This window comes from Sphingopyxis sp. (genome assembly GCF_035998965.1).
GTDB lineage: Bacteria > Pseudomonadota > Alphaproteobacteria > Sphingomonadales > Sphingomonadaceae > Sphingopyxis.
This window is the reverse complement of the sequence record NZ_DASYHE010000033.1, coordinates 12,888-26,733: the sequence shown is the minus strand read 5'-3', so window position 1 is coordinate 26,733 and position 13,846 is coordinate 12,888. Positions and strand designations below refer to the sequence as shown.

The following is a 13,846-nucleotide window of genomic DNA, read 5'->3' as shown; positions in this document are numbered from 1 at the left end:
TTACCAGCTCACCACCGTCAGATCGCCAGCAGAGGCGCCGACCGCTCGGATGCCGCCGACGGGCCGATATGGCGATTCCCATTGCCCCGGCACGCCGGACGCTGCCGCAGGGACATAATCCGACCCGCCGCCACTCGGGGGCGTCCCAGCGGTGCCCGGCGCCAGGTAAACCGGCGCCGCGGTGAAATTCAGGATCCGGCAGCCGACGCGGTTCGCATCGGCCGTAAGGATTGTTTGAGCGGTCGCGGCGACAAGCGTCTTGGTCTCATGCGTCGGCGCGCTCTGCGCGCTCGTGACGGTCGCGGTGATATTTTCCAGCGCGGCGAGGGTGCTGGGGCCTAGTTCCGAAGTGGCAAGCGCAGCAACGGTGGCTGCGCCGAGCTCGACCGCGCCGCTCAGCACGGCCGTGATGCTCTCGAGCGCAGCGAGGCTGGCAGCGCCGAGCTCCGTCGTCTCAAGGGCTGCGAGCGACGTCGCGCCCAGCTCCACCGTGCCGGTCATGCCGATATTCTCCAGCGCGGCAAGCGTGGCGGCGCCGAGTTCGGTTGTTTCGAGCGCGGTCAGTGTCGCGCTGCTCAAGCTGACTTCGCCGTCGACCGTGATGGTTGCGATCAGGGCAGCGAGAAGATTTGCGAGGATAGCGGTCTGCTCGTCCTGATTGGCAGCCGTGGCATCGCCGCCACCGGCGCCGGCACCGATGATCTCGACGGGAAGGGGAGCGGCATCCGACACGTCGGTCGCCACGCCATTGGCGCCAAAGACGACCTTGCTGCGGGGATAGTGAATGCCGCCGATGTCGTCGGTGGCAAGAGATACGCCCGTCGCAGGCGCTACAATGTTATCGGCCATCGGGCGCTATCCTTCGAATATGCGGGAATGAATGGCGCCGGCGAGGGGACCGCCGGCGCCAGCCAGGTCAGTCGGCCTTTTTCTCGGCCGCTTGGAGGTTCCTCTGAACAAGGTTCTGCTCGACCTGCTCGGACAGGGTCAGCGTCGGATCGTTGAAATCGATCTGATTGCTTTCGACGCTGGCGCCCTTGCGGGGCTCGTTGTCGACAGCGGGATGCGACGTGTCGATGCGATCGACGATCGTCGGCTCGATCAATGCACCCGACGCGGCGACATAGGTCGCGGGTTCGAGGTTGTCGGCAGTGATGCCCGCGGTGTCGGGCTTGCCCGGGACGTCCGAAAGCGGAACCTTGGTGGTGTCGACGGTCTTCGCACCGCCAGTATTCTTCGAAACAGCCATGTTGGCCTCCTATGTTGGCCCAGGCGTGTTGCCCGGGCCGTGGTTGATCACGCCTGCTTGATGAAGCGCATATATTCGGGGTTCTGGACGCCGCCGCCGACGCGCTTCGTGGTGTAGAAGTGCACGAAGGGCTTGTTGGTGAAGGGGTCGCGCAGCACGCGGATGCCCACGCGATCGATCACCAGGTAGCTTGCGGCCATGTCGCCGAACAGGATCGACACGAGACCGGTCGTCATGTTCGGCATGCCCGGAACCTCGACGACAGGGTAACCCTGCAGCGTCGACGGCTGACCGGCGACATAGGTCGGCTGCCAGATATAGTTGCCCTGGCCATCCTTGAGCTTGCGAACCTTACCGAGGCTGGTGCGATTGAGGTAGAACTTGGCGTTCGCCACGCGCTCGCTCGGGATCGAATAGACTAGGTCGACAATTTCGTCCGTCGTCACCGCGGCGGCGCCGGCAACGGTGGTGCCGATGATTGCGCCGAACGGATGCTTCGCGGCGTTTGCAGCGCCGGTCACATAGGTCAGGATCCCGTGCGGCTTGTTGGTTCCGTTGCCGCTGAGAAACGCCACGTTTTCCTGAATGGCGAATTCGCCTTCGACTTCGTTGGCGAGCCATTCCTCAAGATCGATCGCGACGTCGTCGAGCGCGATCTGCGTGATCGCCGGGTTCGCGTACAGCTCGCCCGTTTCGAAGGCGAGCGAAGTCAGCCCCGGCGTGCTGGTCGCCGGTCGCGCCGCGGTTTCCCCGACCCAGCCGGATCCGATTACGCCATCGTTATAGACCCGGCTGAAGCCGTTCCCGCTGATCGTGATCACCTGTGCATTCTCGCGGATCGGCGAGCGCTGCTTGAGCTTGTTGGTGATCGTTCGATCCCACTCGACCGGTGCAAGATAGCCGCCCTCAGCGGCGGTGCCGACCGACATGGCGGCCGAAACGTCGCCGCGGCGCATGTGAGCCTTGAAATCGGCCACATATTCCGGGTTCGTCGGATCCATATCGCCGGGGGTGTTGCCGCCGAGGCGGGCCGCGGCGATCAGCTTGGCCTGTTCGTCGAGCGAAGCTTCGAGCGTCGACATCGTCGCATTGAGCGCGGTCAGCTTTTCGTTGAACAGCACGTCGTCGACCTTGGCCGAGACCTGCGTCTCGTGGGTCTTCTTGAATTCTTCAAAGGCAGCGTTGAGCTGTGCGATCAGCGCCTTAGGGTCGCTGGCGTCGGCGCGAACGCTGACAACAGCGCGCGGGCGCACGAGGGCGGTTGCCGCGGCGAACGCGGCAGGCTTGAGCATGTTCATTCTGGATTCCTTAGGCTTGGATGGTGTTGAGAAGGCCGGCCATCAGGCCCGCCAGTTCGGTGTCACCAGCGCCCGGCGTGGTGTCGTCATCGGCAGCGCCTGGCGTGCCTTTGATCTTATTGATGCGGGCGCGCGCCTCGGTGCGCGAATGGCCCGCATGGACAAGCGCGAGTTCCATGGCTCGCACCTCATTGACCTGCTTGTCAGATGCCTTTGCATCCTCGTCGACCGTGACCTCGTCGGCGGCGAGCAAGGCGTCGGCGAACCCGCGATCGACGGCCGTACTGCCCGACATGTAAGTTTCGGCATCCATCCACCGGGCGATCGCCTTGGCGTCCTGACCGGTCCGAGCTGCGTAAACGTCCGTCATGGCGCTATCGAACGGCTCCAGCCATTCCGCCGTTTCGGCCATGTCATGGCGGTTGCCGATCGCCACGACCCAGCAATTGTGTATCATGATGAAGGACGCGGTCCCGATCTCGATGCGGTCGCCAGCCATCGCAATAATCGATGCCGCCGACGCTGCCATGCCCATGATCTTAACCGTCACTGTCTGGGAATGCTCGCGCAGGACATTGTAAATCGCGATGCCCTCGAACATGTCGCCGCCGGGCGAATTGATCTGCACCTCGACTTCGCGGTCACCGATCGCGCGCAGCTGCGCCGCAACCTTTTTCGCCGTGATGCCACCGCCTGACCAGAAATCCTCGCCGATGATGTCGAACATCGTGATTACATTGTCGCCGGTGGCGAGCGCGCGCACGCCTGCGGCTTCATCGCTCCAGCGATCCAGTACGTCGCCTTTCGTGAACGCAGAAACGCGGTTTTCAGCGGGCAGGGGCAGCGCCGCAGGACGAGCCATAGCGTTCACGCGAATGTCGGGTTTACGCACCATTTTCGGAGCCTTCCTTGTCATCAGGCTTGTCGGCCTGCGCGATCGCCGCGGCGGTGGTGCCGGAGCGGGGCAGGCCTTCGCCACCCTCGATCGGATTGCGGTCGAAACTTTCGCGGACTTCGTTCGGCTCGAGCCAGGCGCCATTCGGGCCGAGCGCTGCCTTGAAGAAATCCGCCTGATCTTTGAGCGAACCGCGCAGCAGCGCGCCCTCATTGAACTTGGCGTAAAAGGTTTTTTGCTCTTCAGGGGTCAGCAGCCACATCCAAATGGCCTCTTCCCAGATGACGAACCAATCCATCAGGCAATAGGTGACCAGAAACAGGCCAAGCTCACGCACGCCGCTGCCCCAGCTGGTTTCGTCGAACATGAGCAGCGGCCGCGGCGCGCCGGTGAAGCGCGAAACTTCCTCGGCCTCCCTCTTCATCAGCTCAATCAGCTGCGAATCCTTGGCGTTGTAGCCAAACGCATTCGCTTTCAGGCCCTCCTCGAGGATCAGCCAGTCGTGTTCGGCATTGGCACCGGCATAACCTTCGGCGAGGCTTTGCTTCAGATGCGCGATCGCCTCTTCGCCGAGCGTCGCCTCGGTTTGAAGCGCACCGCGCGCCATAGTCCCCTTCGTGAGCAGACGAGCGGCCGCTTGCTGCGCCTTGATGGTCAGGCCGAGCGTGTCGGCGGCGACATCGAGGAGCGACACCCCATTCAGGCCATCAAGCGACAGCGGCGTGCTGAAGTGAAACACATCGTCGGCCTGCAAGGTGACGACGGTGCCGTTCGGACGGGTATATCGAAACGTCAGAACAAAGTCGTCGGACAGCTGCGGCTTAACTGAACGGCGGGCGAGGGGGATGAGCTGGCGCACCGCGCCCCGAGACTTGATCTTGAGCGCGTAGGCTGAGCCATCGAGCAGCGCCGCCAGCTGCATATAACTTTTGAACCGGCTGGCGGTCTGATAATCGTTAGGCTTTCGGTGCAAGACGTTGAAAAGCGGGTGTTCCGATGCCTTTTCGGTGAGCTTCCCGTTGCGGCGCATTAGATGGATCGGAAGCTTCCCGATCGAACCGGCAATGAGATTCATGGCGCGAAAAAAGGTGCTGTTTCGGAGCGCCTGGCGCTCATTTACCGACAGTCCAGAAACGCCAATTCGCCCGTCGCGCATCATTTCGAGCAAGCCCGGGTCGCTTAGATCGAGGGCGTTATAGGCCATGATCGGGCCGACCGGCGCCGGACGGGAAGCGATTGGCGGTGCGGACGCCGAGGCGATGCCTATCGCTTCGAGAAGGCGGACGAAAATGCTCATGCGCCCTCCCTCAGAGCCGGATCACGCCGCGCGACGCATAGACCGACTTCTTTTTCGGCTTTTCGTTGGCAGTAGCGCCGCCGACCGCCATCGTGGCCGTAACCATGCCGTCGATGCGACCGCGCGACCGTTTCTTGTTGAACATGCGGTTCCCGAGCCCGTCGGCCTCGACAACAGCGTTCGCCGCGCAGCTGTATGTCACGGGTGACGCGTCGATCACGATGCGCTCTTCGAGGATCCGGTCTTCGATGCGCGTGATCGAATGCGGCATGCACAATTGCTTGTCTTCGAACACGATGCGCTGCCCCTGCGCGTGCTTGATGATCTTGAGCCCGCGGCCGTCCGGCTTTCCCGGGCCGTCGTAGATCCAGTATTGCAGCCCGACCTGGTCGCACGCGTCCGTGAACGCTGTCAGGAAGGCGGCGTCGACCAGCAGCGCCTCGACTTCCTGGTCGGAACAGAATTCGAGCAGCCACTGCGCGACATAGGTGTAATCGATCGTCGGTCCCGGCGTGGCGGTCAGGTAACCGTCTTCGACCCAGTCCAGATATGGCGCCTTGTCAGTGTCGGCCCGATCCTCGAGCCCTTCGCGCGCGGTCCAATACCAAGTTTTGACCGCGAGCAGCTCGTCGGCGAGATCCCAAGCGGCCGACGCCGCGGTAAGGTCATTCTTCTGCGAAAGATCGAGCGAAACCCAGCATTTGCGGCCCTTCATGGCGCGACTGTCGACCGCGCCCTGCACCGCTGACCACTTGTCTTCGTTGATCCAGAAGTCGGCGGATGCGGTGTCGATGCCGAAATAGAGCCGCTTCACGCTCGATTTCGTCGACGGCCGCAGCTTCGCGGAGTTCACGGTCTCCCGGATATTCTCGATCGGGAAGGTTTCGCCGAGGGCGGGCAGGGATTTCTGCCAGCACTTTTCGTTCTCAAAGACGGTTTCGCGGTCGGCGCGGTCGATCCGCGCCACAAAAGCGAAGGCCGTGTCGTCGCGCGCCTCGCCCTTGGCGATCGACTGGTACATCTCCGAATAGGAATTGCCGACATGCTGCGTCTTCGCCGGCGTGTTCGTGCCGAGGAGCATCATGGCGTTGCCGGCGACCTTGTCGATCGCGGCTTTCCACGTCAGCAGCGACGACTCCGATTTGAATTCGTGGATCTCGTCGCCCGCCACATAGGAGGGGCGCGGACCGGACTGCGATTCTCCGCTGGCGATCGGCATGAAGAACGAACCGCTGTCCGGGTGCTCGATCTTCCACGCGTTTTCCAGCTCGCCGCGGATGATGACTTCGCCCAGGCCTTCGAGGCTTTCGCCTTCGTCCATGCCCGGTACGTCGGCGCGGCACATGGCCGCCGCGTCACGGAACAGGACGTTCGCCGTCGCCTTGTCTTCCCCGATCGCATAGCATTGCGCGCGCGGGATATCCGACCAGCCCATGATATAGACGCCGATCGCGCCCATGAGCGGCGATTTCGCTTGCCCCTTGCCGGTTTCCAGCCAGCCAGAGCGGAAGCGCCAGCGATTGTTGGCGGTGCGCCAGCCGAATAGGCTTCCGCCAACGAACGTGTGCCACTCCAGCGGATAAAACGGCTCGCCGGCGGCGGGGCCGTCGGTCACCTGAAACACCGCGGGCAGGAAATTCAGGAAATGCGCCGCCGATTCCGGACGCCAAAAAATCCCACGCCGCTCGCCGTCCTTCAGATCGCGTAGATGCCGCTCGGCCGCGTGCCGCACGAGCTCGCCGACGGTGAACAATTTGCCATCCACCGCGGCCTTCGCCCAGGCGGTCGTCGGATCCGGGTCCGACAGGAATCGGTTAGCCACCGCGCTTTTTCAGATAGTTGTCGGCGCCGGTGCGCCGCGTTGATTTCTTCTCGATCTTCGCACCATTGCCTCGCTCGCGCGGGCTGATGCAAAGTTCCTTCTCGATCGCCTGCGCCTGGCTGGCGGCGTTCGACATCGTGGTCCACCACGGATTGTATGTCGGCACCTTCGTTTTCTTCGCCAGGATCACCGGCCCGGACTTAAGCACCTCCCGCGCGCTGATGTCGTATGTGACATATGCGACGACAAGCCGAACGATGGCGTGGGAATTCGCGACGGCAAGCTTCTCGGCAGCGCGCATCTCGGAAATGATGCTGCGCCAATAAGCGGCAGCGGCTTCGCGATCAGCCGCACGCCCGAAGGTCTTTCGCCAATTGGGTTCGGGCGGAACTCCTTCGCCGCCTTGGATTTCAACCAAGTCGGCCATTTGTGGATCTCCAGCGGGGGCGGCGGAAACCCTCCCCCCTCAAAAACTGCTCTCAGTGCGCATGCATGGGCCGATGGGTGTCCGCTGGCGCGGCCGTTCAGACTTTCGACCGGGGGGGTGGCCTTCGCCGCTGCCCGTGCGGCAGCGCGTCGCCGCTGCCTCGTCATGGATCCGGGCGGCAAAGGCCGCGTGGAAGCGCCACTCAAAAGGCCTCTATACTCGACGCCCGGTAGACCGAACAGGAACTCGGCGTAGTCCTGATCATCCATGCTCAGCCGCGGTTCCATGGATGGTCGGGGCTGGTCGGCCTGCCATCACGACCGACGCCGCGCGCTTTGATCGGTGCGGCATGGTTGAATTGCTCCGCGGTCACCTCGGCGTGGCACTCGTCGCATAGGTTGCGGGTGTTGCTGTCGACATCCTCGCCGTCGAGGGCGAGCGGCTTGATGTGGTCGACCTTGGTGGCGAGGCGAACGATGTCACGATCGAGGCAGTGTTCGCAAAGCCCGTCGGTGCGGGCGAGGCGACGGGCTCGCATCTTCTGGCCTGCTCGGCCCCGAACGCGCTCACCCATGATATGCTGAATTGCGTTGCACCCCGACGAAAGCAGAGCTTCCTGCGTGTGGTGCGAGGGCGCCGATGCGGCGTGTCCAATGATCTCGCGAGCTGCTCTGGCAGCGACGCAGGGAAGGGGTCGCGACCTCCCCCGCTAGGCTACCCATATGACATGACCGATTCGCGCACGCAAGAGTCATGCAGCGATACCAACGGATTGCGCCTGCGCTTCCTCCATCAGCAGCATGCTGGTGAACCGGATCGGCTGCGAGAAGCCCGGGATATCGACCCATACGTAACGCCCGCGGCCTGTCTTCACGATGCCAGGCAGGCCAGCCCACGCGCCATCGAGCACGCGCACAGGATCGCCCTTCTCGTACTGCCGAGCCTTCTTGGGTGGAATGGCGCGCCGCTCCTCGACGCGCAGCGCATCGAGCTGCCGATCGGATATGGTTGGGATCTTGCCCGCCCAGCGCGCGATTGTGAAATTGGGATGATCCGTTGCCGGGTTCGATGCCTCGGAGAATAGCGCCGGCAGCTGATCAGCACGGGCAAAGACATATGAAGGCATGATCGGCACGGTGATCTCGCGGTGCAGCTTTGACCGAGGCCGGCGGCGCTTCACTGTGGCGACCGGCGTCCACACATGGAAGCCCGACTTTGCCAAGCTTTCGGCCAGCGCGATCGTCCGCTGGCTGCCCACGCGCAGGATGCACCAAAGATCGCTGTTCGTGCCCATGCCCGACCTCATACCACCTGCGCCATGTTCTCGGAATCACCTTTTGTTCCACATGGAACGGGACGCGCCCGATAGACGCCATCATCGTGAAGCCGCAAAAAGCCGCGTTCCGCAGCGATCGAACGGATATTCGCCGTCAGGGCATCGATAGCGGCCTGATCGAATTCGCGCTGCTCGAGCGTCCGCATGATGTCGTCAAAGCGCGCGCGCCGCTCGGCCCGCGCCAAGTTCGCGGCAGAGGCCCGGCGCTGCACCGCGCCGTCATCCCGCTTCCATCGTTCGAGGATCGCTTTGCACTGCGCGATGGTCGGAAACCAATCGAGCTCGTCGAGCACGGTCGACACCATGAACTGCAACGCCTCTTTCGAATAGCCGCCGAGCTTCCGGTGATAGATGCTGACCCGCAGCTTTCCGGTCACGTCATCATCGGATCGCCGAGGAAGAGTGGTCAGCGCGCGGATCAGCTCGACGAAGTCGCCATCAGGGCAGGGCAGCAGGGGCGGCAAGGGCGCGTTGGCTATCTCCTCGACCTTCGCCAGCGCCTGATCGTCCAGGCGCACCGCCGCGAGCGCGCTCGATCTGCTCGTCGAGCGCTCTGGCAAGTCCGTCCCGATTGTCACGCCCGCCAGCAGATCGCCGCTGAGTGCTTCGCTGATTGCCACCGTTCCCATTCGCATTGATCGCCGCCTTCATTTCGTCGGTTTCGTAAATCGCGCCCCAATTCTTTTCGACGCATGCCCGGAAGATCTCGCCCGGTGGCCAGCCGGAGCGGGCGGCCAGTGCGGCGACGTCGCGCAGCAGCTTGTCATGGGCCGCCTTCGTGCTCGGCAGATCCTTGCGCTTCCGGTTCGTCAGGAAATCGGCCCATAGCTCGTCGGTGGCCCAATGCGGTCGAGGGAACGGGTGCTTGACCCGCCAGCCCCACCACGCCGCAACATGGGCCTCGGCCTTCGCGCGGGGAGAATTAACCCGGGTAGGGGTATGGGGGTTTGAGTTATTATCTTTGGGGGAAAGGGGAAGGGGCGTCCCGTTACGCTTTTCGTCACATGTGACGTTATCAGCGTCACCCGTTACCGTTTGTGACGATTTGTGACGCTCGCGGTAACGTGCCTGCCGCTCCGCTCCCTTCGAGCGCCGCGGCTCTACAGGCTGCGCCAAGGGCAAAGCGGCTTCCATCTCGGCGACCGCGTCGACGATCGCCTCTGCCGACATCCCGGCCGCGAGCATGTGCTTCAAGGCGGTGGCGATGACGGTCACCGCAGCGGGTCTGCCAGGTCCGGGCGCCCGATCTTCTCGGCCAGCGCAATGGTGGCGGCGCGGATCTTGGCGCGCTCGCGGTCGTGGCGCACGATATTTCCGCTCCGGCCGGCTTCGGCGCAGGTGACGGGCGCCGACGCGCTCCATGCAGCGGCCAAGCCCTGCGCAACACCGTCAGGCACGGCGTCGGACGTCACGAGCGCAAAGCGACCGTGGCCGATAGGCTGGATCGTGAATACCGGCTCGCGGCGGCGGAACAGGGCGCGCAGGTTCATAGCGATATCTCCCGGCTGCGTTGAAACTGGGGCGGCACGCCCGTCGCGACTTTCCGCCCGGCGCCAGCCGCGATCTCGCGTTCTGTGATGGCGCGCGCCTCGGCGGCGGGAAGGCGCTTGACGCGGGTCAGGTGAAAATAGCCGTCGTGATGCTCGGCGGGGCACCATGCGAGATGCGTGCGAGCGGTGTAGGCGCGCATGCTCGCGGCGCGCTTGGCCAGCGCTTCGGGCGCGTTCCCGAGATCGCGGGCGTGGCGGCGGCATAGGCCGCTGACGTTCCGGCCGCGGCGGTCGAGGGGCTGGGCGCAGCCGGGGGCGGTGCAGGTTGTGGGCGTCACGCTGACAATCTCCGCCGCGCTTTGCCCGCTTGATGCCGCAGCTTCGCCTGGGCGAGCACGAGCGGTTTCAACTCGTCTGCGGCGTCTTCGAATGCAAGGCGGCGAGGAGTGCGGCGACCGTTGAGGATCGGTAGCAGCCCGCGCTCAACGGCTTCCCAGTTCGCCGGGTCGCAGTTCTCTTTGTTATCGGAGAGGCATTTCAGCACCATCCCGCTGGGCAGTGGGCCGTTGGCCTGTTCCCAGAGCACGCGATGCTTGAAGACATATCGTCGCGGCGCGCCGGTATAGGGGTTACGCTCCGCAACCATGATTTCGACATAGCCATCGGAGCGAACGCGCTCGTCGCCAATATCGTGGGCGTTCGGCGCGGCCTGACCCTTTTTGAACTGTGTGCGGCGCGCATTCGGGTGGCGACCACTGACGCCCTCGGGGCACGGCCTGCCTTTGTTCGGCGACACGTGGCCCTGTTCGAACTGACCGGTGCGGCCGGTGCGGAACTTGTGGCGCTTCCGCAGGCCATGCAGCGCGCCAGCCGTGACGTCGGTGCGATCGAAGGCTTCGCAGAACCTGCGGTGGTAATCGGCTATGGGTAGTGCACGATTTTCCTCGAGCCACGCCATCTCTGCGGCGGTGTATTTGCGCAGGCGGCCGACGTACCGGCCCGGTGCGCGGCCAACCTTCCAGCCTTTGCGCTTCCGCAGGGAGTGGAGATTGACCAGCGCGACGTCTGTCCGGCCGAAGGCGTCGACGAACGCGCGGTGATAGTCGGAAATGACCAACGTCCTGTTCGCTTCGAGCCACGCCATCTCGTCGGCACTGTAGGATATCGCGCGGCCCTTCATTCCGCGGGCGCCTCGATCATGGGCAGCGACTTTTTGAATCGGTCGCCGTGGTTGGCGATCAGCGTTGCGGCTTTGAGGTGGAAATTGGCATTGCCGAGGATCTGGTCGGACACCGCGACGATCGCGTCGGTGCGCTTTACCTCCGCCTCGATCTGTTCCGGCGTCAGCTCCTCGTCTGACAACCGCTCGATCTGGGCGAACAGGTGGTCGTTGAGATCCTTCAATCGATTCTTGGTCATGCTGCCTTCTCCAGCTCGAGCAGGTCGAAGAGCGAGGGCACCGCGATCTCGCGCTCGGCTTCACCCAGATAAATGCAGCTGTGCCGGAAATAGTCCGGGTTAAGTTCACTGCCCCGGCCGCGCCGCCCTTTCATGATCGCGCGCATCGGAACGGTGCCAAGCCCGCAGAAGGGATCATAGACAAGGTCGCCCTTCATGCTGAACCGCTCGATCAGTCGGTCAACGATATCGAACTGGAGCGGGCAGACGTGCTTCTCGCGGCCCTTCTGCACTTGGTCGGCGTTCAGCGTCCGCATGCGCGCGACATCGTCCCACACATCGGGGTGATGGCTCCCAGGGGCAAGCGACATGAAGGTGCGCGGCAAGTGGCCGCGGCCGTCATTCTGGGCCCGTGCCTCGATCGTCTCGCCGATGGCGACATGCGCGGAGGCGTCATAGATCAGGTCGCGGCTCTCGGTGGTGAACGTCTTGACCAGCGGCCCGACGCCCATTTCCGCGAAGCGGGGCGCGACTTCGCCCAGCTCGGCAGGGTTGAGCATCCGGTCCCCCGACGATCGCCAGAAGGCGTGCGCGTCGATCTGCCACTGCGCCAGGCTGTAATCCGTCGCGCTCTTCGCAACGGGTGTGTCGGCATAGCCGCGGCTGCGGTCGCTCTGGGGCTTGCGCATCAGCAGGATGTACTCGGGGCTCCCGGCGCCCATCTTGGTGCCGTCCTTCAACATCTCCGAGTAGCTGAGGCGGTAAGTCTGGTTATTCTCCCGCACGACGTCGGTGATGACGGTGATCATCCCCATGAACTGGAAACCGTGCTGCTGATAATGGAACAGCGTCTTGGCATGGAAGGGGTTGACCGTCGGCACACCCTCGCCGGTGACCGCGCCGAACAGGATCCGGTCCTTCACATGGATGCAGGCGAGGCGACCGGGTTTGAGCGCGCGGTAAAGCTCGGGTGTGAGGTAATCCATCTGCGCGAAGAAATGCGCGTCGTCGTCGGTGTGGCCGAAATCGTTATAGCTCGGCGTATATTCGTAGTGGTTGCTGAAGGGGATCGACGTCACGATCAGGTCGAGGCTGTCGCTTTCGAGGATACGGGCCTCTTCGACGCAGTCGTTATGCGCCAGCATCCAGCCCTGGCCGCTCTGCTCGGCCCGCTCGCAACCGATGCTGCGACTGGCAATGTCGGCCGCGGCGGCGTGGTTGAGGCCGTATTTGCGGATGATCGCGCTCATCTTGGCGGTCAGCTCTTCGTGCAGCGCCCACTTTTCGAGCAGGACGCGGCGGACCTCCTCTTCGGTTTCGGCATAGATCGCGTCGATGATCACCGGCTCGGTCTGGCCGAAGCGCTGCACGCGGAAGATCGCCTGAATGAAGTCGTTGAACTTGTGCCCGATGCCCGCGAAGATTTCGCGGTGGCAGTGGCGTTGCAGGTTGGTGCCGGAGCCGAGCATCACCGGCTTCGCCGCCAGATCCTTGATCCGGCCGTCGCTGAAATCGCCGACGATGGTTTCGCGCGCGTCCAGATCCTGCGATCCGAACACGGCGGCGATGCGGTCCCGGCCGGGAATGTCGAGCGCTTCAATGGCGCGGCGCTCGTCTTCGAGATCGTGCCAGATCAGGAAGTGGTCATCAGGATCGGCCGCCATGATGTCAGCGACCTTGGCGATGCGGGCGTCAAGGGTGCGCCGCTTCTCCCGGCTGGCCTCGACTATGCCGACCGCATTGTCGCGGATCAGGCGGCCTTGCCCATTGCTTTCGGCGCCTGCGTCGCTGATGTCGGTCTCGACGCAGTGCCAGCGAACCTCGATCGGCGGCAGGTCATAGCCCTCGTCGCTGAAACCCAGATCCGACGGCCGCTGCAGGAAGACGGCCCAGCTGTTGAGCCACAGCCAGAATTCCTCCTCCTTGTGCGGGTACAGCTTCAGGTCGTTGGCCTGCTCCGGGTTGCGCTGGAAAAAGCGAGTCAGCGCCTGGCCGGTGTCCATGACGCCGAGGAAGCCGGCGTAGTGGATCAGTTCCTTGTACCGGTTCGGTGAGGGGGTGGCAGTTGCGACGAAGCGATAGGGCACTGCCTCGAACAGGGGCAGAAACTCCTGAAACGTCTTGCTGCCATAACTGCGCAGCACGCTGGCTTCATCGAGGCAAGCGACGTTGAACCGGCTGACGTCGACCTTGCCCTCGCGGACGCTCTCGTAATTGGTCAGGTGGATGGCGCAGTAATCGGCCTTGGCGTCGATCTCGGCGTCGCTGCGCACGAAATGGACGGTGATGCCCAGCTTGGCTGCGTCGGCCATGAATTCGCGGCGCACGCCGAGCGGGCAGACGATCAGGCCCATGTTTGGCGCGCCCGGTACCCGGCCGGGGTCTGCCTCGAGCTTGTCGAGGATGATATTGGCGATCAGCAGCTGCTGGATCGATTTGCCCAGGCCGAACGCCTCGAACATGGCACGGCGCCCCCCCTCGACCGCCCAGCGCACGATATGGCGCTGGTGATCCTTCAGCGGCCGGCCGTCGCGCAGATGCGTCGGGATCTCGTCGAGGGTGCAGGGCAGGCCGGCGAGCGGAGCGGCGGGCATCTTGGCTTCAAGGAAGCTGCGGTAGTTCTCGGCGGTCATG

General features: G+C 63.8%; 16 protein-coding genes. All 16 read right to left on the bottom strand.

The annotated features are described in order from the left end of the window. A complete protein-coding gene (locus tag VGN68_RS04455; protein WP_327474260.1) occupies window positions 1–849 on the bottom strand; it encodes a hypothetical protein in 849 nt (282 codons plus the stop codon). A 67-nt stretch (window positions 850–916) separates the two neighbouring features. Continuing rightward, window positions 917–1,249 carry a hypothetical protein gene (locus VGN68_RS04450; RefSeq protein ID WP_327474259.1) on the bottom strand — a complete coding sequence of 111 codons (333 nt, stop codon included), beginning with the start codon at window positions 1,247–1,249 and terminating at the stop codon, window positions 917–919. A gap of 47 nt (window positions 1,250–1,296) precedes the next feature. Further along, complete coding sequence (locus tag VGN68_RS04445) at window positions 1,297–2,547, bottom strand: phage major capsid protein (RefSeq protein ID WP_327474257.1); 1,251 nt, start codon at window positions 2,545–2,547, stop codon at window positions 1,297–1,299. 10 nt (window positions 2,548–2,557) lie between these two features. Beyond that, window positions 2,558–3,442 (bottom strand): head maturation protease, ClpP-related, encoded by an 885-nt coding sequence (locus tag VGN68_RS04440; protein ID WP_327474255.1) that lies wholly within the window; start codon window positions 3,440–3,442, stop codon window positions 2,558–2,560. Then, window positions 3,432–4,739, bottom strand: coding sequence for a phage portal protein (locus tag VGN68_RS04435; RefSeq protein ID WP_327474253.1), 1,308 nt, complete (start codon window positions 4,737–4,739; stop codon window positions 3,432–3,434). Before VGN68_RS04435 ends, VGN68_RS04440 begins: the two co-directional genes overlap by 11 nt. Before the next feature lie 10 nt (window positions 4,740–4,749). Then, a complete protein-coding gene (locus VGN68_RS04430; RefSeq protein WP_327474251.1) occupies window positions 4,750–6,561 on the bottom strand; it encodes a terminase large subunit in 1,812 nt (603 codons plus the stop codon). Further along, the gene (locus tag VGN68_RS04425; protein ID WP_327474249.1) at window positions 6,554–6,988 is read right to left on the bottom strand and encodes a P27 family phage terminase small subunit; all 435 of its coding nucleotides are present in this window, start codon (window positions 6,986–6,988) and stop codon (window positions 6,554–6,556) included. Before VGN68_RS04425 ends, VGN68_RS04430 begins: the two co-directional genes overlap by 8 nt. Before the next feature lie 271 nt (window positions 6,989–7,259). Next, window positions 7,260–7,526: an HNH endonuclease gene (locus tag VGN68_RS04420; protein ID WP_327474246.1), complete on the bottom strand. Its 267-nt coding sequence runs from the start codon at window positions 7,524–7,526 to the stop codon at window positions 7,260–7,262. 213 nt (window positions 7,527–7,739) lie between these two features. Continuing rightward, window positions 7,740–8,282, bottom strand: coding sequence for a transcription termination/antitermination protein NusG (gene nusG, locus VGN68_RS04415; RefSeq protein ID WP_327474244.1), 543 nt, complete (start codon window positions 8,280–8,282; stop codon window positions 7,740–7,742). Window positions 8,283–8,290: 8 nt separating this feature from the next. Then, a complete protein-coding gene (locus VGN68_RS04410; RefSeq protein WP_327474242.1) occupies window positions 8,291–8,788 on the bottom strand; it encodes a hypothetical protein in 498 nt (165 codons plus the stop codon). After that, the gene (locus VGN68_RS04405) at window positions 8,763–9,539 is read right to left on the bottom strand and encodes a hypothetical protein (protein WP_327474240.1); all 777 of its coding nucleotides are present in this window, start codon (window positions 9,537–9,539) and stop codon (window positions 8,763–8,765) included. The genes VGN68_RS04410 and VGN68_RS04405 overlap by 26 nt, the downstream gene beginning before the upstream one ends. Continuing rightward, a complete protein-coding gene (locus VGN68_RS04400; protein ID WP_327474238.1) occupies window positions 9,536–9,814 on the bottom strand; it encodes a hypothetical protein in 279 nt (92 codons plus the stop codon). Before VGN68_RS04400 ends, VGN68_RS04405 begins: the two co-directional genes overlap by 4 nt. Beyond that, entirely contained in the window at window positions 9,811–10,152 is a 342-nt protein-coding gene (locus VGN68_RS04395; protein WP_327474236.1) for a hypothetical protein, read from the bottom strand. The genes VGN68_RS04400 and VGN68_RS04395 overlap by 4 nt, the downstream gene beginning before the upstream one ends. Further along, window positions 10,149–10,994, bottom strand: a complete 846-nt coding sequence (locus VGN68_RS04390; protein WP_327474234.1) for an HNH endonuclease signature motif containing protein — start codon at window positions 10,992–10,994, stop codon at window positions 10,149–10,151. The genes VGN68_RS04395 and VGN68_RS04390 overlap by 4 nt, the downstream gene beginning before the upstream one ends. Further along, the gene (locus VGN68_RS04385) at window positions 10,991–11,233 is read right to left on the bottom strand and encodes a hypothetical protein (protein ID WP_327474232.1); all 243 of its coding nucleotides are present in this window, start codon (window positions 11,231–11,233) and stop codon (window positions 10,991–10,993) included. Before VGN68_RS04385 ends, VGN68_RS04390 begins: the two co-directional genes overlap by 4 nt. Next, window positions 11,230–13,845, bottom strand: coding sequence for a DNA methyltransferase (locus VGN68_RS04380; protein WP_327474230.1), 2,616 nt, complete (start codon window positions 13,843–13,845; stop codon window positions 11,230–11,232). Before VGN68_RS04380 ends, VGN68_RS04385 begins: the two co-directional genes overlap by 4 nt. Between the last annotated feature and the right edge of the window lies 1 nt (window position 13,846).